The following is a 25,731-nucleotide window of genomic DNA, read 5'->3' on the forward strand; positions in this document are numbered from 1 at the left end:
AACTACACATTACTTATAGGCTTCTACTTAAAGACGAGCGGGCTCTAATTTATTATGAAATCAAGTGTATACAAGATAGCATTATTGGCATTGCTGTTGGTAAGTAATTTTATTTTTTCTGAAAGCGAGACAGAAAATTTAAAATATGTAAGAGAAAAAATATTGCTCAATAACGATTGGAGATTTTATAAGTATGAAGCGATTGAAAATGCAGATAGTTTGATATATGATATACGACCTGCTATTAAAGAATACAAAGATGATAATCCTGCAGATGCGATTCCAACCGAAGCAGCTAAGATTGAATCGCCTAAGTCAGTCTTGAAGTTCTGGATATTACCTACGGGAAATGAATTCCTTTATGACAATTCGAAACATTATAAAAGACCAGACGGTAATCCAGGTAAAGATTTCCCCTTTGTACAGTTAAATTATGACGATAGTAATTGGGAAAAAATAAATTTACCCCACGATTGGGCAATTAAAGGGCCATTTCTGGAAGGGGAGGACGCCGAAGTTGGAGGCGGCATGGGGCGTTTGCCAATTCATGGTGTGGCATGGTACAGAAAAAAAATTTTCATTCCCCATTCCGATTCGGCCAAGCAAATTTATCTCGATATCGACGGTGCGATGTCGTATGCAATGGTCTGGATTAATGGTTATCTTGCTGGAGGCTGGCCTTACGGTTACAATTCATTCAGAATCAACGTGACCCCATACATCGATTTTGGCAAAGATAATATTATAGCAATTCGACTGGATAACCCACCAAAATCGTCTCGTTGGTATCCAGGCGCTGGTATCTATCGTAATGTCTGGCTGGTTAAAACTAATCGCATCCATATTGCACACTGGGGCACATTTATTACAACCAACTATATCAATAAAAACAGAGCTGAAGTAGATATCAGAACGAAAATCGACAATAACTCGAATGAAAAAGTTTATATCGATATTATCCATGAAATTTATGCAGTAAATCGCTCGGGATATAAAATTGACAGCCTTATTGCCAGTTCAGTAATTAGAAAGGTAGAAATCGAACCGAATACCAGTCATATAGATAAAAGTAGCATTAAAATTAATAATCCCAAATTGTGGGGTGTACCGCCGACACAAACGCCCAATCTCTATCTGTCGGAAATTAAATTACTAAAGGATGGAAAACTGATAGATAATTACTCGACAAAATTTGGAATTCGCAAACTTGAATTTAATCCCGAAAAAGGGATACTTCTCAATGATGAATTAATTAAAATTAAAGGTGCCAATCTGCATCACGATTTAGGTCCTTTAGGAGCAGCATTTAACATAAGAGCTGCCGAGCGTCAATTAGAATTACTGAGAGAAATGGGATGTAATGCAATTCGATTTGCTCATAATCCTCCTGCGCCAGAATTTCTCGATTTAACGGATAGAATGGGATTCTTAGTTGTAGATGAAATATTTGATGTGTGGGAACGCAAGAAAACACCTCTCGATTTCCACTTGATTTTTCCAGAATGGCATGAACAGGATTTGCGAGCTTTTGTTCGCAGGGATAGAAATCATCCCTCAATTATTATGTGGAGTTTCGGTAATGAAGTAGGTGAACAATATACCGACAAAGAAGGTGCCGCCCTTGCAAAACATTTGTATGATATTATTAAACAGGAAGACTCCACAAGACCGGCAACTGCTTCGATGAATTATGCCAAACCGTACATGCCATTTCCGGAAGTGATGGATGTAATTAGTCTAAATTATCAAGGAGAAGGAATCCGTAATGCACCGGCTTATGCACATTTGCAGGGGATTAAGACTGAACCTTTGTATGAAGAATTTCATAAAAAATTTCCAGACAAAGTAATTCTTAGCAGCGAGAATGCAGCAGCTTTAAGCAGTCGGGGCACATATTTATTTCCTGTATACGATGGTATTAGTTCGCCTGTAAGCGACTCGCAGGGAGGCGATCCAGACAAAAAATATGTCAGCGCTTATGAACTTTATACGGCTGATTTCGGATCGTCGGCAGATAAAGTATTTGCTACACTCGACAGGCATCCATTTGTTGCAGGTGGCTTCGTATGGAGCGGATGGGACTATCTCGGTGAACCCACTCCTTATTACAAGGCTCGTAGCTCATACTTTGGCGTGATCGACCTTGCCGGTTTCAAAAAAGATCGCTTCTATTTATATCAATCTTACTGGCGCCCTGATTATCCGATGGCTCACATTCTACCTCACTGGAACTGGCACGATAGAGTTGGTAAAGTAACACCTGTCCACATTTTTACATCGGGTGACGAAGCAGAACTATTCTTAAATGGAAAATCCTTAGGAAAAAAGAAAAAAGGAAAATTTGAATATCGATTACGATGGGACGAAGTTATTTATGAACCGGGTGAATTAAAAGTTTTGACTTATAAAAACGGCAAACCGTGGGCAACCGATAGCGTAAAAACTACACTTCAACCTGCGAAAGTGGAATTGATCCCGGATCGACGAATAATCAAAGCCGACGGTAAAGACCTTTCGTTTGTAACAGTTAAAATTACAGACGAAAACGGACTGCTTGTACCTGACGCTGCTAATACAATTAACTTAGAGATCGAAGGACCTGCTGAAATTATTGCTACCGATAATGGCGACCCGACCTGTATGATTCCATTTCCATCAAAAAGCAGGAACGCTTTTAATGGACTTCTGCTGGTTATAGTCAGATCGATTGAAGGAACCAAAGGCAATGCAATTTTGAAAGCTTATTCCGAAGGGTTGCAAGCAGGAAGTACTGTTATAAGTATCGAATAAAATTTTATGCTAAATAATAATGATAATTTGAAAGCTTACATTCTTGTAACAATTCAGTAAGCAAACATTTATATGAATAATTAAAGGAGGGGTAATGAAAAAATCCAACATTAACGAGGGCTTAAGCTCTTCAAGACGAGAGTTTATTAAAAAAAGTAGTATTGCTTTTGCAGGTTTGTTTACAATTCCTTATTTGAAACCGTCAGGTATTTTTGCATATGATTTGAATAAACGTACCACTTTATCAACTGTTGCAATCACAAATACATTGAATACTCCAGCTGACAATTATGTATATGATGATGTCAATGGTGGAGTTAAACAGAAAATGCAATACTTGTTTGAACAATTAGGTGGTGTTTCAGATTTATTCAGCACCGATAAAAAGGTTGTAATTAAGATTAACCTTACAGGCGGTTCTGGAAGTGCCACCAACGACAAATTAAAAGGCGCATCAATCGAAGAAGCAATGTGGAGCCATTCAACTGTAGTGAGAGCTGCAACAGAATTAATTATTGATTCGGGAGTATCACCCAGTAACATTTTTATAGTTGAAAGTCTCGGGAGCTACGATTCATTTGATAACCCGGTATTTGAGGGATATCGATCTATAGAAAAAGACTTAGGCTGTCGATTGGTTGATATTAGCAAGGGAAATTTTATCGACGTTTCTACGGGTGACGGCTATTATAATTTCCCGAGTTTCAAGATGAATGAAATAGTTATTAATAACGATGTATATGTATCGATTGGAAAGCTAAAGCAGCATGCAGAAGCAGGAATTACATTAGCAATTAAGAACCAGATTGGTTCGGTACCGCAGGTGGATTATACAACGCCACAGATCCAGTACAGGCGACAGGCGATCCATAGCCCTACGAATGGTTCCTCAGCAGTATTTTTACCCCGCGCAGTGTGCGATTTATATTCAGCGCGGCCTGTCGACTTTTCTATTGGTGATGGAATTAAAAATGCAATAGGCGGAGAAGGCGTCTGGAATCCGAATTTTGCACCCTACGCCAGCCATGTATTATTTGCAGGAAAGGATCCAGTGGCTACCGACACGATAGCTGCTCATTTGATGGGACTTAATCCAGAAGCTGCAAAACTTAAGTTGCCGGCAAAAAACAGCTATGGCGATACTGAATGCGATAATTATCTTGATCTTCTCTACAAAAAGGGAATTGGGACCAACCGCCTGAGCGAAATTAATTTAGTTGGCGACGGGAAAGATTTAATTACAAGCGTGGAGAAAAATAAGAATCTGGAAAAGCCTTCCGATTTTAAATTATGCGCAAATTATCCAAATCCATTCAATCCTTCTACTATGATTGTATTTTACTTGCCGCGGAATGAGTATATAAAATTAAAAGTATACGACATAACCGGCAGAGAAATCGAAACTATAATTGAAGGTGAGGTACCTGCAGGCGAACACCGACTGCAATGGAACGCAACAGGACTGGCAAGCGGTGTTTATATCAGTCGACTGGAAACTAATGGTTACAGTCAATCAATTAAAATGATCTATCAAAAATAACTTTAACATGAAGAGAAATATGAAAAACTTTATGCTTACAAATATTGTCCTGATTTTTATCTTTCTGATAACGACAGCAAACCATGTCGTGCCACAAATCATAATTGATACAAATGCAACGGTTGAAGAAATTGTAACAGATATTGAACAGCCTGAAGGTCCCGTCTGGAAGGAAGGCATTGGTTTGCTTTTTTCTGATATTAAAGGGAATAAAATCTACAGATGGACCCCAGAAAATGGCAAGGAGATTTATCTGGACCCATCGGATAGTACAAACGGATTGACTTATGACCTTGAAGGCAGACTGGTAGCAGGACAGATGGGAAAAAGGAGAATAGTGCGTTTTGAAAATGATGGTACTCAAACTCCGCTGGCAGACAGATATGAGGGGAAACGTTTCAATAGTCCAAATGATCTGGTAGTAAGATCCGACGGTTCGATATTTTTTACCGATCCCGATTTCAATATTCCTGGAGGGCTCCGAAATAAAGAATTGACATTTAATGGTATTTACAGGATTAGTCCTCAAGGCAACGTTCGGCTTCTGGATAAACTCGAACTTCCCAACGGCATCTGTTTTTCTCCAGATGAAAAAAAATTATATGTAAATGATTCGAGAGTACATAAGATTTATGTATGGGATGTTGTAGATGATTCGATTATTACAAATAAAAAACTTTTTTTTACAATTCCTGTCAATGGATATGCTGATGGAATGAAAGTCGATGAAAATGGTAATCTTTATGTTACCTGTTCATCTTTTGTCTGGATAATTTCTCCTGGGGCAGAACTAATCGGAAAAATTCATTTACCCTCAAATATCTCAGCGTCAAATTGTACCTGGGGCGAAGATGATAATAAAACTTTATTTATAACCGCTGGACATTCGGTATTCAAGGTACGACCAATCATTACTTCAAATGAAAACAACGGACAATCGATTCCTAAGGAATATGAATTGTTTCAGAATTTTCCAAATCCTTTTAATCCATCTACAAAGATATCGTATGTAATCCCTGTCGATTCTCATGTTACAATAAAATTATATGACGACATGGGAAGAGAAGTAGTTACACTGGAAAATTCGAAAAAACCTGCTGGTACTCATACGTTAATTTTTAACGCAAAAAGATTGCCCAGCGGAGTTTATTATTACAAACTAATCGCAGAAGATTACACGGCTTCAAAAAAATTACTTTTACTAAAATGATTTGTATGCAAAGGCTTCAATCATCTAAAGGGGAGACTCGCCCTATGAAAAAACTTAGCTTTACTCTTTCTATGACTCTCTTTTACATATTATTTCACAATTATTTATTTGCGCAGAATAACGAATCTAATAATTATTATTTTGTTAATTGGGAAGAAAGGAAATCGGTAACATTAAGCTGTAAAAATTCTACGGATGAAGAATTTGTAAATTGGAAATGTGTCAATAATAATGGAGTTATAATAAAGAATCCTTCTGATTATAAAACTGAAGTTGAATTACCCCGCCCTGGATATTACCTATTTAACTATACATTAAAGAAGAACGAATTAATTGACAGCAATTATGTGATTGTTAATGTTTACAAGTACGGCTCGTACACGGAAAGACTGAATGACCTGATAGCGTTAATGACCTTAGATGAAAAGATCAAGCAATTGACAAATCAAGCAGATTCAATTCCCCGACTCGGTTTAAGAGCCTATAACTACTGGAATGAAGCATTACACGGTGTACTGGCAAAAGGTGCTACATCGTTTCCTCAATCAATTGCAATGGGGGCAACGTGGGATCCTGAACTTGTTTACAGTGTAGCATCGGCAATATCCGACGAAGCCCGAGCTTTGAATCGTTTATACGGAAAAGGCTTGACGTATTGGAGCCCTACAATCAACATAGCAAGGGATCCAAGATGGGGCAGAAATGAAGAATCCTACAGCGAGGATCCATATTTATTATCCAGAATGGGAGTGGCATTTATTAGAGGCATGCAAGGAAGCCATCCCTATTACTTAAAAACCGTTGCAACTCCAAAACATTTCATTGCAAATAATGAAGAAGAAAGAAGGCACACCGGCTCGTCGGACGTTGACATGAGAAGCCTTTACGAATATTATTTGCCCGCCTTTAAAAATGCAATCACTGAAGGAAAAGCTTTCTCTATAATGGGTGCCTACAACGAATTGAATCAAGTACCGAGTAATGCCAATATATTTTTGATGACCGACCTTTTAAGACGTGACTGGGGATTTGAGGGATATGTTGTATCCGATTGCGGTGCTATTTATGATATGATTTATGGACATAAATTTTTTAAAACAGGCGCTGAAGCAGTTGCTCGCAGTATCCTTGCAGGATGCGATTTAAACTGTGGTCAGGCATATCGTGAATTTATCAAAGATGCAATCGACGAAGGTCTTCTATATGAAAAAGATATCGATAAAGCATTATATAGAGTGCTCTCTGCCCGTTTCAGATTGGGTGAATTTGACCCACCGGAAATTGTTCCTTATTCATCGATCGGGAAAGATTATTTAGACAGCGAAGAAAACAGAGCACTGGCTCTAAAAGCTGCACACAAATCGATTGTCCTCCTTAAAAACAATGGTATATTACCAATTAATAAAAACAAAATAAAATCGATTGCCGTAATTGGACCTAACGCTAGCGAAGCTCAATTAGGCATCTATAGCGGGTTCCCTAATATCCTGGTAAGTCCATTAGAAGGAATTAAAAACAAAGCGGATTCTATGAATATTAAAGTCAACTATGTTCAGGGATGCGACATCGGCGGTGGTTTACTGAGACCAATTGAGTCTCAATATTTCGGTATAATTGAAAAAAATGGTAGTAAAGGTTTGCTTGGCGAATATTACGACAATATGAATCTGGAAGGTAAGCCTGTTTTTACAAGAGTCGATTCCATGGTTAATTTTTCATTCGGAATAAACTCACCTGCAGATGGCGTACCTTCCGATAAATTTTCAGTAAGATGGAGAGGTACTATAATTCCACCGGACACGATCAACTATATTGGAACGAGCTGTGACGATGGCGTTAGATTATTTATCGATAATAAATTAATCATAGATGACTGGAAAGAACACGGTGAAAAACCAATTGCAGCAAAAGTAAAATTACTGCCTGGTAAAAAATATGATGTAGTATTAGAATACTTCGATAATTCACTGGGAGCAACTGCCAGATTAACCTGGGATCTTGGACAGAAAGATTTTGAAAGTGCCAAGAAAATAGCTGCCAGAAGCGATTTAGTTGTATTAGTTGTGGGAATAACTCCCGGTATATCACAGGAAGAACTCGACAGAAAAACAATTGAACTGCCATCCGTCCAACAGGAATTAATTAAACAAGTGGCCGAAGTCAATCCAAACATTGTTTTAGTGCTTGTAAACGGAGGACCGATTGCTCTGGCAGGAACGGAAAAATATGCCAGAGCTATTGTCGAAAACTGGTATAATGGAGAATTCGGAGGACAGGCGCTTGCCGATGTTCTTTTCGGAGATTATAATCCTGGGGGAAAATTACCTCAAACTTTTTATGCTTCCACAGAACAATTACCACCGATGTCTGACTATGATATAATTAATAATCCCAGAACCTATATGTACCTGGAAGAACCGGTTTTATTTCCATTTGGGCACGGTCTGTCGTATACTACATTTGAGTATGATAGTCTTAATATTTTTCACAAAAATCTAAGCGAAAGTGACACTCTTACAATCGAATTCTCTCTAAAGAACACTGGCGTATATGAAGGAGATGAAGTAGTGCAGGTCTATGTCCGTTCTACAGATGCAAAGTTTAAGACACCTCGTAAACAATTGAAAAGATTTCAGCGAATTACACTTAAGCCTGGAGAATGTCAAAAGTTACATTTTAGTATTCCTGTCTCGGAATTTTCATTTTACAGTACTTACGAAAACAATTTTGTGGTTCAAAAAGGCTTCTGGAAAATACTTATTGGGAGCTCTTCCGAAGATATTCGTCTAAGTGATGAAATAATTATAAAATAAAAGTTCGTGTGTATTAGCAATCGAATAAATTGTGTTAAATAACATACAAAAGGAAAAAATCAGATGAAGAATTCATTTAATATTCTTTTCATTGTGAAGAAGTATTACATTTTGCTAATTCTTATTTCAAGTATGGTAATTAACGGGCAAACTGAAAATCAGAAATGGGTTGGTACGTGGACGACTTCGCCACAACTGGTTGAACCTCAAAACAATCCTCCTGTTCCGCCTGGATTGAGTAATAATACTATTCGACAAATCGTTAGAGTTTCTATTGGTGGTAATATATTGAGATTACGTCTATCCAACGAATTTAGTAAATCGCCCATCACAATTAACGCTGTTCACATTGCAGTATCAAAAGGAAATGGTGTAATTGATAAATCGACAGATAAATCTCTTACTTTTAACGGTAAACCTGAAGTTATAATTCCAGCCAGTGCGGCTATTACATCTGATCCACTTGAATTTAATTTGATGCCATTGACTGACTTAGCCATTACAATTTATTTCGGAAATACGCCGTCTGATATTACCGGACATCCAGGTTCCCGAACAACGTCATATATTCTAACGGGTAATAACGTCGATAAAGAGGATTTTACAAATGCAATTACAACTGACCACTGGTATGTAATAAATACGATTGATGTTCTAACTTCCGATTCAGCTTTTGCTGTAGTTATACTTGGAAATTCAATTACAGATGGCCGTGGTTCCGGTACGAACAAACAAAATCGCTGGCCAGATGAACTTTCCAAACGACTGCAGAACAATCAAGCTACTCAACATGTAGCTGTGTTGAATGCTGGCATTGGTGGTAATCGCGTATTAAAACTTGGTCTTGGACCAACAGCACTTAGTAGATTTGAAAGGGACGTGCTCAATCAGAATGGAGTAAGATGGTTAATTATTCTTGAAGGAATTAATGATATTGGGGGCTCTAATAGCATTGAGGTGGCAGACGATTTAATCGAGGCCTACAAGCAGATGATTTTTAATGCCCACTCTAAAGGGATTTACGTCTATGGAGCAACGCTTTTACCAATGAAAGGTCATTCTTACTATTCTGAATTGCGCGAATCAGCAAGACAAAAAGTTAACGACTGGATCCGAAATAGTGGATACTTCGACGCAGTCATCGACATGGACAAAGCACTGAGAAATCCAGAGGATACATTAAGCCTTTTACCCGAAGCCGATACGGGCGATCATCTTCATCCTAATGAAACCGGTCACAGGATGATGGCAGAAGCTGTCGATTTATCTCTCTTTACCAGAACAGAACCTGTTACTATAGATACAGAATTACATTCGATTTTTCTTGAGCCCGAATGTGGAACAGGAGGAAGTAACTGGCAAATTATTACTGACAATGAAGCATCAAATAATAAATATGTTACGATTAAAAACGGACTCCAGAGTTTAAATCAGGCACCATCTGGAGAAGATGATGTTATTACTCTTGCTTTTACTATCGATTCGACAGGTCTATATTATCTGATGGCACGTGTCAATTGCGCCACATATAACGACGATTCGTTCTGGATAGGAATTGACGACACTGATTTTCGAATGTACAATGGACTTACTTCAAGCGGGTGGGAATGGAAATTACTGGATAATTATCAATTGCAGAAAGGAGAACATTTTATCAAAATTTCATATAGAGAAGACGGTGCAGCCTTGGATAAGTTGGTCTTATCGAACGTGGAGTTCTTCCCAATAGGCAAAGGCGATTCTGCCATCAATTTATGCAGCACTACTGATATAAAAGATTCATTCGAAAAAAATGTGGGATTTATTCTTCAACAAAACTATCCAAATCCCTTTAATCCACGAACAAGGATAACTTTTAAGATTAATAAAGCCAACGAGGTATCGTTAAAAATTTATGATTTGTTAGGAAAAGAAATTGTTACCCTTGTTGAAGGTTATAAGCAAGCGGGAGAATATGCAGTTGACTTCGACGCAAATAAGTTATCGAGCGGAATCTATATTTGTAAATTACACGTCGGAAAAAATACCGACTCTAAAAAAATTGTTTTGATGAAATAGCAATTACTTCAGGGGAGTAATTAATGAAACTAATTATTAACATTTTACTTTTCACCGCAATGATATTTCCGCAAAATAAAATTGAGCGGAATGCTTACAGGATTAATCCAGTCGATATCCGCAACGTTAGATTGACGGATAACTTCTGGTTGCCAAAAATCAAAACAATTCAGGAAACCACAATCAAATATGCTTTCAAAAAATGCGAGGAAGAAGGTCGAATGGATAATTTCCTCGTTGCTGGAGGGAAAAAGAAAGGTGAATATCGTGGTAAAATGCCGTTTGACGACACCGACTTATACAAAATTATTGAAGGTGCCGCTTATTCATTGGTTAGTAATCCGAATAGTGAGTTAGAGGCGTACATCGATTCAGTAATTGCAATTATCAAAACGGGTCAGGAAGAAGACGGCTATATAACCACCTGGTTTACAATTAATCCTCAAAAGCCACCGGCATGGTGGGTCAAACCATCCAGTCGAAGGTGGGAACATCTCGAAAGCAGCCATGAACTTTACAACAGCGGTCATCTATTCGAGGCAGCTGCTGCTCACTACTATGCAACCGGCAAAAGAAATTTCCTCGATATAGCAATTAAAAATGCCAACCTGCTCGTTGAGAATTTTGGACCAAATAAACTAAGAACACCACCAGGTCATCAAATTGTGGAAACCGGGTTGATCAAGCTCTATCAGATTACCGGTAACGAAGAATATATGAAATTAGCAAAGTTTTTTCTGGATGTCCGAGGAGATTCTTCCACGCATAAACTTTACGGAGAATATGCTCAGGACCACAAACCTGTTTACGAGCAAAAAGAGGCAGTAGGTCATGCAGTGCGTGCTCTTTATATGTATGCTGCAATGACTGATATTGCAGCCTTACTTAATGACGAAGCCTATAAAAATGCTGTATTTACATTATGGGATAACGTAGTTAATAAAAAGACTTATCTAACAGGTGGGCTTGGTTCGCGTCATGAAGGAGAATCTTTCGGTGAAGATTATGAATTACCCAATCTGACAGCTTACTGCGAAACCTGCGCTTCGATTGGAAGCGTTTACTGGAATTACAGATTATTCAGAATGACAGGTGATACAAAATTTTTTGACGTCATTGAACGAACGCTTTACAATGGATTGATTTCCGGAATTTCTCTCGACGGTAAAAATTTTTTCTATCCAAATCCTCTGGAATCAGACGGAGAATTTAAATTTAATATGGGCGCCTGTACCCGCCAACCGTGGTTCGATTGTTCGTGTTGTCCCACAAATCTAATTCGCTTTATCCCTTCATTGCCTGGTTTGGTCTATTCTTATGATAACGACACTTTATTTGTAAATCTGTTTGTCGATAGCAGGGCAGAAATAAAATTGAAAAACGCTGATGTTAATTTAGTGCAAAAGACTTCTTACCCTTTAGATTATAAAATTACAATCAATATTGAACCGCACAATGCCACACAATTTACTTTAAAAATTAGAATACCCGGATGGTCGAAAAACACACCTTTACCTGGCAATTTGTATCGTTATCTCGATAATCAGAATTCATCAATCACTTTACTTGTAAACGGCAAAAAACAAAATTTGATATTAGACAGAGGATACGCTGTTGTTAATAGACTTTGGCAGAAAGGTGACACTGTAGAATTAATACTGCCAGAAGAAGTAAAAAAGGTTTTGGCTAACGAAAATGTAAAGGAAGACCAAAATAAAGTAGCTCTTGAGCTGGGTCCTTTTGTTTATTGCGCCGAAGAAATCGACAATGAAAATATAAATGATATTTTTATTAGTAGAGATGCAAAGATTACTATTAAGGAAGATAATGTATTATCGGAAAGAGTGCCGATCGTTATAATAGAAAAAGGGGACATTCAAATTAAGATGATTCCATACTATCTCTGGTCTAACAGGGGGGTCGGAAAAATGAAGGTATGGTTGCCACTGCAATAATAAAATCAATAAGAGAATTTTTTCGAGGCAGAACTTGAGAACAATCAATTTAATAAATCTATCGACACTTATACTATTTTTCACAGTTAATAGTATATTGAATTCACAGGTAGTTATTCCACGGCAGAACGACTCGACGAGTTGTACCTGGCATGCCGATAATGGAAATGGAACATTTACAAATCCAATTTTTTACGAAGAATTTTCGGACCCCGACTTAATTCGTGTAGGGAGTGATTATTATATGACAGGTACAACAATGCATGCAATGCCAGGTTTACCCGTACTTCATTCGAAAGATTTAATTAACTGGGAGCTTTTAAGTTACGCATGCGAACAACTCGATTTGGGTCCAGAATTTAGAATGGAAAACGGAAAAGAGATATACGGTCAGGGCTTCTGGGCGCCGTGTTTAAGATATAACAATGGTGTGTTTTATATTTTTAGCAATGTAAATCGTTATAATACACAAGTATTTAAGGCAGTCAATCCTGCCGGTCCGTGGGAACATTTTCAAATGAACGTGTCGCTGCATGATTTATCTGTTTTATTCGATGATGACGGTAAAGTCTATGTAGTATGGGGTTATGATGAAATTAAATTGGCCGAATTGAATGAGGATTTGACCGATTTAGTTCCAGGTACAGAAAAAGTAATTATTCCTGCTGGAAGCGGAGCCGGCGAAGGAAGCCACTTTTATAAAATTAATGGGAAATATTATATAACAATTACAAACTGGGATCCAACTTGCTATCATGTATGTGCAAGAGCTGACAATCCTTATGGTCCATACGAAATCAATGTAATTAGTTCGGAAGAAAATATGGGTGTCGGGACAACCTGGCGTTTGTGGGACACACAGAATGGACCGCCTTTTAATCTTGTGAAGTATGATGAAAATTACATCGGTTGCATTCCAATGCATCAAGGTGGCATTGTTGAAACTGATAAAGGCGAATGGTGGGGCTTCTCGATGATGGATTATAATTCTTTAGGACGAGTTACTGTGCTAAGTCCTGTAACATGGAAAGATGGCTGGCCTTATATGGGACTGCCGGGAAACTTGAAACGCTCACCCCGAGTCTGGATTAAACCCAAAACCGTATCTTCTTCAGTTCCAACTTCGCCATTTGAAAGGGATGACGATTTTAGCGGTCCTCAATTAAAAAATGTATGGCAATGGAATCATCTACCGAATAATAGCAAATGGTCTTTAAATGAAAGAAAAGGATTCTTACGCCTACACTCTTTACCAGCGGAGTCATTCTGGCATGCTCGAAATTCTTTAACACAGCGAGCAATTGGTCCTGAATCGTATGCAATTACAAAGATGGAATTTACTAATCTTGAAATTGGTGATAATGCTGGCCTTGCTCTGCTTAACTTACCGTATGCATGGATTGGAGTTGTTAAAACAAAAGAAGGAAATTTACTTCAGTATTATAATCAGCAAAAGAACGAAAAGTGGTCGCTACCGTTAGATTCTAATACAGTATGGTTGAGGGCTTACTGTAACTTTGACGATGATTTTGCTTATCTAAGTTATAGCTTAAATGGCAGGGACTACATAACCATTGAGGATAAAATAATTTTACCATATCAATTAAAAACTTTCCAGGGAGTAAGGTATGCTCTATTCAATTTTAATATTGAGGGTAAAGAAGGGGGCTACGCAGATTTTGATAGCTTTGAAATAATTGAACCTCGTTGTAAAGGTTTGACCAAACCAATTCCATACAACAAAATTATTAAATTGATTTCCATAGCTGATAGCACTGTCCTGGTTAACTGGAAAAATTTTTTAAGACCTGTACCTTTTGATAGTAAGTTGAGCCAGGGCAACAAAGCATTATTTCGCCTACTCGACAGAGGCAATGGTCGTATTGCTTTGCAATCAGTTGAATCGGGTGGATTTGTTACTGTAAAAAATTATGGAGATATGGCAGAGGTGCGTATTGAAAAAGAAGAGCAGGGCTTAGCCTCTGTTTTCCAATGGGTCGATATGTTAAAAGGAGATATAATGCTTATGTCTTTATATACTCATAAGTATTTGTACGCTGCACCGTATGCCGGAAGTCTTTGCTCTGCAAATTCAAAAGGAGCGAGACCTGATCGTAAAGGAGGCGAATGTTTCACCTGGATTGAAGTGAAATAAATTTTCAATAATTGGAGGGGGAAATGAAAAAAATAACTATAATTCTTTTTGTTTTTCTTTTTTGCAGTTTCAGTTTCGCCCAGATAACTCAACAAAAGACTTACATGAATCCTGTTATCCCTGGTGACCACCCAGATCCTACATTAACAAAAGTCGGAAAAGACTTTTATACCTCAGGGTCGTCATTTAATCCAACACCGAAGATATACCATTCAACTGACTTAGTGCATTGGGAAGTAATTGCACAACCCGTCTCCCCATCATGGACAGAATATGGAAATAGCCCCGGCGGTGGAATCTGGGGCGGACATATGGTCTATTACAAAGGAAAATACTGGCATTTCTTTGGACGTGGCGGGGGTAGTATGTATTTTGTAACAGCAGATAAACCGGAAGGACCCTGGAGCACACCTACTCGAATGAGAGTACCATCAAGTATGCCAGCAGGACTGGGCGTTGACAATTCAATTTTTATCGATGAAGATACCGGTAAATGGTACTTACTAACAAAAGCAGGTCAGCCTAATAATCATATTGTCGAACTTGGTGACGATGGACAACCGACAGGGAAAGTATATAACCTGACATGGCTTAATCCAGCTCCATCATATCCTTATGGTTGGGCTGAAGGGCCCGTGATGTGGAAACATAATGGTTATTATTATTATAGCTTTGCACAACATTTAGTCGGCAGTCAATATGTAATGCGAAGTGATACCTTAACAGACGATAAATCAAAATGGACAATAATTGGAACAAACATATTTACAGGTAGCAGTACACTTTTTACTACGCCAAATCATATTTCTCCTGCAGTAAAATTAGATGATGGTACAAGCTGGGTTATTGCTCATAGCTATCATAGTAGTAATTGGTATGCACAGGGTCGTCAGGGTTTGTTATGCCAGGTAGTTTACGACGAAAATGATTTTCCAAAAATTCTAAGACCATCCAGCAGTGCAGCTGTGGCTCCTAACCTGCCAAGCAATGGCATCCCCTGGGCAGTCCCTCATTCAGATAATTTCAATTCAGTTAAGCTTCATCCTGAATGGTCGTTTCTTGGCTATACACCGGATAATACTTATTCACTCACAGAAAGACCAGGCTGGCTGAAACTCGTAAACATTAATAAAGGTGGAAGAAATACTGTAATTAAAAATGACGGTGAACATAGTTATTCATTAATTACACGCGTCGATTTTGAACCCGAATCCACTTCAGACGAAGCAGGCTTGTGGATAATTAATGGTCCCGAAACTCATCAAGTAAAACTATGTTCGACATTAGATCAAAATGGTAATAAAGTTATTTCATTTAGCTTTAAGAACACAATTTATCAGGTTGAAAATACAATAGGCTCTACTCTCTGGCTTAAATTAGTTAGAAATGAACACAAAATGTCGGGTTACTACAGCAGTGATGGCTTTTACTGGTTTCAGGTAGGTAATGAAATTGATGCGTCAGAAATTGATAAAGAGGTAACGCAGTTCAATAACTTTACAGGCAATTATCAGGGTCTCTATACAATTGGTAGCCCAGCCTTTTTTGATCTCTATATTTATAGAGATGCTTATACTGAAATATCGGCTTTAAATCCCGCAGACCAATACGGCACAACCCCTTCTACCGTAAGCAATACACTCAATAGTATTCATAATAATGATTGGGCAATGTATGCTGGCGTAGAATTTGGAAATAACGATTATCCTAAAAAACCGGATTCACTAATAATAGTGGCTTCTTCAAACACGTCGGGTGGTAAAATTGAAGTTGTTATCGATTCACTTAACGGCACTAAAATAGCAGAATGTGAAATTGTGAATACTGGTAGCTGGTCTTCATATAAGGAATTCAAAACAAATGTTCTTGAAGAATTTAGTGGAATGCACGATCTTTTTTTGATTTTTAAAGGAAATGAAAATCAAGAACTCTTCAGATTAAAATCTCTACGGTTTATTACAAACTCAACTCCCACATCAATGAATGATAAATCAAATAGAAGTAAACCAGCTACATTTGAACTATATCAAAATTATCCGAATCCTTTTAATCCATCTACAACTATTAAATACACTATACCAGTAAATAGTGAAGTGACGATAAAGATATTTGATTTAATGGGTAAAGAGATAGCAGTACTTGCAAATAATAAGTACCATCAGGCAGGAACACATACAATTGAGTGGAATGGAAAGGATAAAAATAACAACGAAGTTGCCTCAGGTATATATTTCTGTCAGGTAACCAACAACCTTGGAAGCAGGGCAATAAAATTAATATTATCGAAATAAGTAATAATTGCAGGGGCAGGAAAAATGAAAAAGTACATTCTTGTTTTTCTAATTAGTCTTTTTGGTATCAGTCGTGCTCAACAATTACCAATTTCATATAAAGTTGAAAATAGCTGCCTTGATTGTCCTGTCCCACAATTACCTTCAATTAATGAATTGCCTGTAATAAAATCTTTACCCGATCCATTTATGTGGTCGGATACAACGCTAGGCCGAATTAAAACTATACAGGACTGGAAATGTAGGCGTTGTGAAATAGGGAGAGAAATCCAGTATTACGAAACTGGAATTAAGCCACCACCACCAGATTCTTTGTATGCAAAATATGAGGATAGTTTGTTAACAGTAACAATAATCGAAAATGGTGATACACTTGTTCTAACTTCACGAATTACAATACCAGAAGGTGAAGGTCCTTTCCCTGCAGTAATAGGTGTAGGATTTTGGGGCGGTACAGGGAGTCTGCCTCCGTCTATTTTTACAAGTCGAAATATTGCAACGGTACAATATAATTTCAGTGAAATAGCACCGTGGGGTTTTGATGTTAAACGTGGCACAGGTGGATTTTATAAATTATTTCCTGACCCAGAAGTTGGATTTTTTACTGCATGGGCATGGGGAGTTAGTCGTATAATTGACGGTCTGGAAAAGATTCCTGATTTGAAAATTGACCTGTCGCGACTGGCAATTACAGGCTGCTCTTTTGCAGGTAAAATTGCTCTCTTTTCTGCAGCGTTCGACGAGCGAATAGCATTGACAATATCTCAGGAATCAGGTGGGGGTGGCTATACTGCCTGGCGTGTTACCGAAACTCTTTCAGGTTCAAGAGAAACTTTGAGAAATGCACAGGGAGCTCCCTGGTATTTGCAGAGTTTGAATCAATTTAATTATTGTGTAACAAAACTTCCTTACGACCACCACGAACTGGTGGCTATGATTGCTCCGCATGCTCTTTTCGTAACGGGAAATCCTGATTACGAATGGCTCGCTGATGAATCGGGGCATGTAGCTTCTCTGGCTGCGCGCGAGGTCTGGAAAGCGCTTGGTGTCCCCGATAGATTTGGATTTTCTATTGTAAGCGGGCATCAGCATTGTACTGTCCCATCTTCTCAAATACCTGAAATAGAAGCTTTCATCGATAAATTTCTTCTGGGTGATTCTACTGTAAATACGAATATTCAAACAACGCCGTATAATATAGACCTTTCAAAATGGATTACATGGAGTACGCCTCAATTAAAATATGTTCCTGCTTCTGATGGCAATGAAAAAAATAATTGACAATATTGTGAACTATAGAAATTATCCAGAGCTATTTAATCCTGAAAAATGAATAATAAGTGTACGCAGGAGGCTTTATTAGCTTTAAAATATAATAGATGAGGAAGTTAAGACTCTTTTGTCTGTATACAATATCATGGGAAATACGAATTAGTATCCACTAATGCCGAGCTTTCATCGGATGATTACTTTTGTGATTTAAGATCAGATGATTGTTTGAAAGTTACCAAACTACCATTCATCAGATAATAAAAAATGTACGATTTTGTTTTAAATATTTATCCAAATTATGTAACTTACTTAAGAATATTGAAACGATTCAATTATAGTTAAAACATTTAAGAGAAATAAAAATCATTCATAATCATTAGAAGGTAGTTTCATGATAAGGACTTGTTTTTCTTCGTACAAATTATATCTGTTTATATTTTTCTTAACTTTATTCTTTTCTACTTCTTTTGCTCAATCAATAACGGTAAATGGCAAAATAACAGCCTCACGTTTTCCCGTAAAACAAGCAAAAATTACTTTTATCAATAAGTCCGATACAACCATTCAGTTTTCAACTCTATCGGATGATAATGGTAATTACAGAATTGATATTTTAACATCAGTTCAGGATGATTTTACTATTCCTTCAAGTTTTACACTGGGACAGAGTTATCCAAATCCGTTTTCGTCAAGTACTGCTATCCCTTATGGATTGCATAATGAAAACGATGTAACAGTTACCATCTATGATGTGCTCGGTAGAGTGGTGCGAAAATTTAATGTTGGGCGTCAAACCGTCGGTACACACAGTATCATCTGGGATGGCACAAACGGAATCGGTCAGAAAGTCGCCAGCGGTATCTATTTCTATAAATTGGAGGCAGGCGGCGAATCGCAGGTTAAAAAGATGATCTTTAATCAAAACGGAAGTACACTGGTACCGTTGCAGGGCAATTTTTCTTTCGAGAAACTGAATAAGAATTCGGCTTCGCTTATGAGTAATGAATATTTCGTCCGTATAAGTAACGATTTCAATACAATGCCTTATGTAATTGAAAATGAGTATGGCATAGTTGCCTTAAGTAATGATACTACAATTAATTTTTATGTCTCATATCTCCCTACGGTTTCAATTAATCCAGAAATTAAACATCAGATAATCAGAGGCTTCGGAGCTGCCAATATTGTGCAGTGGCGACCCGATATGACCGATTCAGAAATAAAAACTGCATTTGGTACAGAAGATGGTCAACTTGGATTGTCAATCTTAAGAATACGTATTCAACCTCAAGAAAATATGTGGGGTACTAATGTACCTACTGCAAAAAAAGCACACGAAATGGGTGTTAAAATTGTCGCCTCGCCCTGGAGTCCTCCAGCATCAATGAAAACAAACAATAACCTTGTCGGTGGCGAATTAAGAGAAGATTCATACGATGATTATGCTCAACATTTAAAATCCTTTGTTGGATACATGGCTTTACAGGGAGTGCCAATTTATGCTGTTTCTGTACAGAATGAACCGGATATAACTGTAAATTACGAGTCGTGTGATTGGAATGCAGAGCAAATGATTAAATTCCTTAGAGAAAATGCACCGGCAATTGGAACAAAAGTAATGGCGCCGGAATCGTATCAATTCAGACATGTACTATCTGATCCAATTCTGATGGATTCGCTTGCATGTGCTAACCTCGATATTGTTGCAGGACATATCTACGGCGGAGGTCTTGCACCTTATCCTCTGGCAGAAGAAAAACAGAAAGAAATCTGGATGACAGAACATTTAACTTATAGCGATAGCACAGTAAATCCAACCTCCTGGAAGCTGGCTTTTCCCCTTGCAAAAGAAATTAACGACGTAATGAAGAGCGGTATGAGCGCTTATATCTACTGGTATTTAGTGCGTTTTTATAGTTTCATAAGTGATGGTGAATATAGTAGCGGAAGAAAAGGAGACGTTACTAAAAAAGGATTTATTATGTCTCAGTACGCTCGTTTTATTCGTCCAGGTTATTACAGAATTCAGAGCGATATAGCACCTATAGTTAGTAGTACATATGCAACTGCATATATTGACCCTGATACTCAAAAGCTAATTATTGTGGCAATTAATAATGCCGATGAATATAAAGAAAATGTGTTTAGAGTACCTATTTCTGTAACCTCATTTATACCATACACTACTTCAGAAACTATAAATTGTAAGGCAGGTAATACAATAGAAGTATTAAATGGGCGATTTATTTTTAAGATGGAGCCGAAAAGTATAACAACATTTATATCAAACTAATTGATCAATATTTATTAATAAATTAAGGAGGCAATGTATGAAGGTGAAAATCTATAGTATTATGACGTGGTTAATCGTTGCAGTTTTTGTAATGAGCCCGTCAATCATAAAAGGTCAATTGGTAACTAATGGAAGTTTCGAAAATACCCCGGTCGGACCAATTACCGGAAATATCGAAGGCTGGGTGTTGAGTGTTGGAACTTCGGTTACAACACCTCCCGATTTTGCAATAGTTGATAATCCTGTCAAGCATGGGAATCATGCTTTTAAGGTAGTAATTAATAGTCTCGGACAAAATGACTGGGACATTCAACTTGTAGCAGATAGCATCCCTGTTGAACCGGGAGAAACATATATCTATTCAATCTGGGCAAAAGCAGAAACGAGTGGAGCCGAAGCGAATTTTACCGTTGGCAATTACTCGTATAGTGAATATGGTGCTATCAGACCTGCCCGATTAACTACTGAATGGCAGGAATTCACAATGGAATTTACTATAACGGACAATCAAACTATAATCCGTGCTCCGATCCATTTTAACAAAGCTGGAAATACAGGTAATACAATTTACATCGACAATTTAACAATTATTAATAAGAATGATTTACCATCACCGTTAAAGCCGATTGTGCTTGAAGTTGAAAATGCTCAGTTAGGCAGCGACCTGGAAATTCATCAAGATGGCGATATTACATATGTTACGCCAAAAACTACTTTCATTAACAGCACCAATCCTGGTAGTGCATCAAAAGTTATTACATTCGAAGTTACATTTGTTGATACCGGATCGTATGATTTATTTGCAAAAGTACGTGTCGGTGCAAATCAATATAACGACGATAGCTTTTTTTATGGAAACGGATTCGGAATTAAAGATACACTTAATGACGACGATTGGGTACTGGGTAATGGGTTACAGGTAGCAGGTTTTAATGAACCTGATAATATCGTAAAAGATCCAGGTGGATTGGGCGACGGAGTGTGGAAATGGGTAAATTTATCGCATAATAATTTTGGTGAAGCGCCTGTAGTCTTTAAAGTTGAAGGAGATACACTTACCCGTATATTTCAAATAGCAGCACGCGAGGATGGTCTTGATATCGATAAAATTGCATTTGGAAAGTCGTATCTTTATTTCACAGTAGATAACCTCGAAAACAAAACGCCTGGCTCGGATAAATTGCCTGGCGAGGTGTGGGCTGGTCCTCCAATTGCTTCCAAGCAACCAAAATTTTTGGGCTCGGCGTACAGTGCTGCTCAGGCCCCGAATTTTGAAGCTTACTGGAATTCTGTCATTCCTGAAAACGGAGGCAAATGGGGTAGTGTAGAATCATCACGCGACCAAATGAATTGGAACGAACTTGATGCCGCTTACAAACTGGCAAAAGATAATGGCTTTGTATTTATTTATCACGTTTTGATTTGGGGCAATCAACAGCCGTCATGGATTAATAATCTTCAACCAGCCGAACAACTCGAAGAAATTCGCGAATGGTTCCAGGCAGTTGCTGACAGATATCCTGATATCGACTATTTACAGGTTGTAAACGAACCTTTACCAGGACATGCTCCAGCACAATACAGAGATGCTCTGGGAGGTGGAGGCTCAACTGGATGGGACTGGGTAATCAATGCTTTTAAGATGGCTCGCGAAATATTCCCGGCCAAAACAAAACTGATGATTAACGATTATAATATTGTGAACAGTTCTACAAACACAAGCGCATATCTCAAATTGATCCGATTACTGCAGGCAGAAAATTTGATCGACGTTATCGGTGTTCAGGGACACGCATTCTCCTTGAATACTGCAGTTTCTGTTATTAAAAAGAACCTCGACTCGCTTGCGTCTACTGGATTGAAAATTCAAGTAACGGAACTTGACATTGACGGATTAACTGACGAAAAACAATTGCAGGACTATCAAAGAATCTTTCCTGTTTTCTGGGAACATCCGGCAGTTGAAGGTATCACTCTCTGGGGTTGGCGACCCGGTCTATGGCGTAATGATCAAAAGGCTTATCTTGTAGATGCCAATGGTTATGAAAGACCCGCTCTGACCTGGTTGCGGAATTATCTTGATACCGTCGTAGTGTCGGTTGAAAAGACGGACGATTTGCCAAAAGATTTTTACTTATCGAACAATTATCCTAATCCATTCAATCCCACGACGAAAATTAATTATTCACTCTCGAAAACCGTAAATGTATCCTTGAAAGTTTATGATGTACTGGGGCGCGAAGTAAAGACTCTGGTACATGGAATCCAAAATCCAGGTTCTTACACTGTTACTTTCGATGCCTCTGATCTTTCGAGCGGTGTCTATTTCTATCGTCTTGAAGCCGGGAATTATTCAGAAACAAAACAGATGTTGTTAATGAAATAAAATTATTACGCGGGGTTGGTTTGCAGTGGATCTGTGAACCAACCCTTTTTTTTGAAATAACTGATTACGCCTGAATAGTGATAGGTCTAACATGAAAAAAATAATTGCTTTGGTTATAAGTTTTCTGCTCTTTCAAAATGGTATTATTTATAGCCAGAATTTTATAACAACGGAAAAAGAAGGAACTGCTTTTACTATTGCAGAAAACGGGAAAGCCGCACCAATTTTCTACAGCAACGAAGATTATCCAGGCGTAATAAGAGTTATCAAGCAACTTAGTATTGATATAAAATCTGTTACTAACACTAAACCAGAAATCTATGATAGTAAATATCCTCCAACAGATTTTGCCATCATCGTTGGAACTCTTAATAAAAGCAGCTTGATTAAAAAGTTAATTGAGCACAATAAAATTGACCTAAAGGATCTCGAAGGGAAATGGGAGCAGTTTTATATACAGACAGCTGAAGAGATACTTCCGGGTGTTAAAAAAGCTTTGCTTATAATTGGAAGCGATAAAAGGGGAACGATATTTGGAATTTACGATTTATCAGAGAAAATTGGGGTATCGCCGTGGTATTGGTGGGCAGACGTACCTGTCAAGAAAAAACAAGCCCTATACGTCAAGCCTGTTAAATACACAATGGGAGAACCTGCAGTTCAATACCGGGGAATTTTCATAAACGATGAAGCTCCTGCTTTAACTGGCTGGGCTTATGAAAAATTTGGAGGTTTCAACCATCAATTTTATCAACACGTTTTTGAATTGATCCTCCGATTAAAAGGAAATTTTTTGTGGCCTGCAATGTGGGGTAAATCATTTTTTGATGACGACTCGTTAAACCACAAGTTGGCAGATGAATATGGTATTGTAATCAGTACTTCGCATCATGAACCGATGATGAGAGCTCACGTCGAATGGGCACGTTATGGTAAAGGTCCGTGGAACTATACTAAGAACGATAGTGTGTTGAGAGAATTCTGGCGTGAAGGAATTAAAAGAATGAACGGATATGAAAGCATTATCACAATTGGAATGCGCGGCGACGGCGATGAACCGATGAGCCAGGAAGCTAATATTGCCTTACTTGAAAGAATTGTCAAAGACCAGAGAAATATTATTGAAGAGGTTACAGGTAAAAAAGCTGAAGAAGTTCCGCAGGTATGGGCTCTATATAAAGAAGTGCAAGACTACTACGATAAAGGAATGCGTGTACCCGATGATGTAACTTTATTGCTTTGCGACGACAACTGGGGAAATATTAGAAAATTGCCTGACCTGAATGAAAAACAGCGGAAAGGAGGCTACGGAATCTATTATCACTACGATTACGTTGGTGGTCCAAGAAACTATAAATGGATTAACACCAACCAGATAGAACGCGTTTGGGAACAGATGCATCTGGCATTTGAATACGGCGCAAGAAAAATCTGGGTAGTAAACGTCGGCGATATTAAACCGATGGAATTCCCGATTGAATTTTTCCTCGATTACGCATGGAACCCCGATTTTATTCCACTTGAAAAACTCGGCCTTTATTCTTACCAGTGGGCTAAAGAAAAGTTCGGCGAAGAATTCGCAGGCGACATTGCCGACATTCTGAATAAATATACAAAGTACAATTCACGCAGAAAACCCGAATTATTATCACCTGAAACGTATAGCCTCGTTAATTTCAGAGAATTTGAAACCGTTGTCGACGACTATAAAATCCTTTATGAAAACGCTAAATTAATTTATGAAAAATTACCTGCCGAATATCACGACGCATATTATCAACTTGTGCTTCACCCAGTTGAAGCTTCTTCAAATCTTTATGAACTTTACTACTTTGCAGCAAAGAATCGTTTGTATGCAAAACAAAAGAGAATATTGACAAATCAAATGGCTCAAAAAGTTAGAGAACTTTTCGAAAGAGATTCATTAATAACAGAATACTATCATACTCAAATTGCAGATGGAAAGTGGAACCACATGATGTCGCAGACACACATTGGATATACTTACTGGCAGCAACCAGAAAAAAATGTTATTCCTAAATATGAAATAATCGATAATCCTCATATCTCTGAAATGGGTGTCGCTGTTGAAGGTTCCGAAGATTTTTATCCGAACTCAAAAACACTCGAATTACCACCTTTCGAATCGTTCTACAAACAGAAACATTATTTTGAAATTTTTAACAGAGGTAATAAACCGTTTGATTATGAAATTATAGCCGACGATATTTTTATCATCGAAAACAAAACAGCTACTATCGAAACAGAAAATCGGTTATGGATTTCAGTAGACTGGCAAAAAGTAAAAAAGGGAATTAATACATATTTTATTAAAGTTTTAGGACCTGGTAATGAAGTTTGTTCATTGAAAGTAGTGGTTAAAAATCCTGAATCATTTGATTGCGACAATAATTTTATCGAAACCAATAATTATATTTCAATTAAAGCTCATGATTATTCACGTAAAATTGAATCGGGAAATATTAAATGGGTGACAATTCCAAATCTCGGAAGAACATCGTCAGCTGTAACATTTTTCCCCGTTACTGAGAGCATCAATATCTCAAAAAATAGTCCACACTTAGAATATGACATTTATCTCTTCAGTAAAGGAAATGTTAATGTCCATGTCTATTTATCACCGACACTCGATTTTAACGACCATCACGCCGAAGACAGTATTGGTCTACGTTTAGCAGTATCAATAGACAATAATTCACCAGTTATTATTAACATGCATAAAGGCATTAATCTTAAAATGTGGGAAAAATGGGTCGCAGAAAACATTAACATACAAACAACTACACACGTTGTTGATAAACCCGGAAAACATGTTTTGAAAATATGGGCAATTGATCCGGGCGTTGTAATTCAAAAAATTGTTTTAGAGACTGGTAAAATTGGCTATTCGTATTTGGGGCCTCCAGAAATGGGGAGGAGGGATTAGAGATTAGGGATTAGGGATTAG

The 25,731-nt window shown here is 37.8% G+C and carries 12 protein-coding genes and 2 pseudogenes; all 14 read left to right on the plus strand.

Going from position 1 to position 25,731, the window contains the following annotated elements; translation table 11 throughout:
* The first annotated feature begins 54 nt into the window (after positions 1–54).
* Positions 55–2,790 (plus strand): beta-galactosidase GalB, encoded by a 2,736-nt coding sequence (gene galB / locus ACSSV9_RS09320; RefSeq protein WP_437346982.1) that lies wholly within the window; start codon positions 55–57, stop codon positions 2,788–2,790.
* Positions 2,791–2,884: 94 nt separating this feature from the next.
* Entirely contained in the window at positions 2,885–4,330 is a 1,446-nt protein-coding gene (locus tag ACSSV9_RS09325; RefSeq protein ID WP_437346983.1) for a DUF362 domain-containing protein, read from the plus strand.
* A 19-nt stretch (positions 4,331–4,349) separates the two neighbouring features.
* Positions 4,350–5,540, plus strand: a complete 1,191-nt coding sequence (locus tag ACSSV9_RS09330; RefSeq protein WP_437346984.1) for an SMP-30/gluconolactonase/LRE family protein — start codon at positions 4,350–4,352, stop codon at positions 5,538–5,540.
* Between the two features lie 44 nt (positions 5,541–5,584).
* Complete coding sequence (locus ACSSV9_RS09335; RefSeq protein WP_437346985.1) at positions 5,585–8,353, plus strand: beta-glucosidase; 2,769 nt, start codon at positions 5,585–5,587, stop codon at positions 8,351–8,353.
* A 63-nt stretch (positions 8,354–8,416) separates the two neighbouring features.
* Positions 8,417–10,411, plus strand: coding sequence for a GDSL-type esterase/lipase family protein (locus ACSSV9_RS09340; protein WP_437346986.1), 1,995 nt, complete (start codon positions 8,417–8,419; stop codon positions 10,409–10,411).
* Between the two features lie 23 nt (positions 10,412–10,434).
* Positions 10,435–12,366: a glycoside hydrolase family 127 protein gene (locus tag ACSSV9_RS09345; protein WP_437346987.1), complete on the plus strand. Its 1,932-nt coding sequence runs from the start codon at positions 10,435–10,437 to the stop codon at positions 12,364–12,366.
* Between the two features lie 34 nt (positions 12,367–12,400).
* Positions 12,401–14,521 (plus strand): family 43 glycosylhydrolase, encoded by a 2,121-nt coding sequence (locus tag ACSSV9_RS09350; protein WP_437346988.1) that lies wholly within the window; start codon positions 12,401–12,403, stop codon positions 14,519–14,521.
* Positions 14,522–14,544: 23 nt separating this feature from the next.
* A complete protein-coding gene (locus ACSSV9_RS09355) occupies positions 14,545–16,812 on the plus strand; it encodes a family 43 glycosylhydrolase (protein ID WP_437346989.1) in 2,268 nt (755 codons plus the stop codon).
* A gap of 24 nt (positions 16,813–16,836) precedes the next feature.
* A complete protein-coding gene (locus ACSSV9_RS09360; protein ID WP_437346990.1) occupies positions 16,837–18,093 on the plus strand; it encodes an alpha/beta hydrolase family protein in 1,257 nt (418 codons plus the stop codon).
* Positions 18,094–18,475: 382 nt separating this feature from the next.
* Positions 18,476–20,377 (plus strand): T9SS type A sorting domain-containing protein, encoded by a 1,902-nt coding sequence (locus ACSSV9_RS09365; protein WP_437346991.1) that lies wholly within the window; start codon positions 18,476–18,478, stop codon positions 20,375–20,377.
* Positions 20,378–20,468: 91 nt separating this feature from the next.
* A pseudogene (locus ACSSV9_RS09370) lies at positions 20,469–20,879 on the plus strand (carbohydrate binding domain-containing protein); the annotation flags it as partial.
* A 705-nt stretch (positions 20,880–21,584) separates the two neighbouring features.
* A pseudogene (locus ACSSV9_RS09375) lies at positions 21,585–22,457 on the plus strand (endo-1,4-beta-xylanase); the annotation flags it as partial.
* A gap of 12 nt (positions 22,458–22,469) precedes the next feature.
* On the plus strand, positions 22,470–22,763 hold the full coding sequence (locus ACSSV9_RS09380; RefSeq protein WP_437347127.1) for a T9SS type A sorting domain-containing protein: 294 nt from the start codon (positions 22,470–22,472) through the stop codon (positions 22,761–22,763).
* A 91-nt stretch (positions 22,764–22,854) separates the two neighbouring features.
* Positions 22,855–25,710: a glycosyl hydrolase 115 family protein gene (locus ACSSV9_RS09385; protein ID WP_437346992.1), complete on the plus strand. Its 2,856-nt coding sequence runs from the start codon at positions 22,855–22,857 to the stop codon at positions 25,708–25,710.
* Positions 25,711–25,731: the final 21 nt, after the last annotated feature.

Source organism: Melioribacter sulfuriphilus, from assembly GCF_051488685.1.
Lineage (GTDB): Bacteria > Bacteroidota > Ignavibacteria > Ignavibacteriales > Melioribacteraceae > Melioribacter.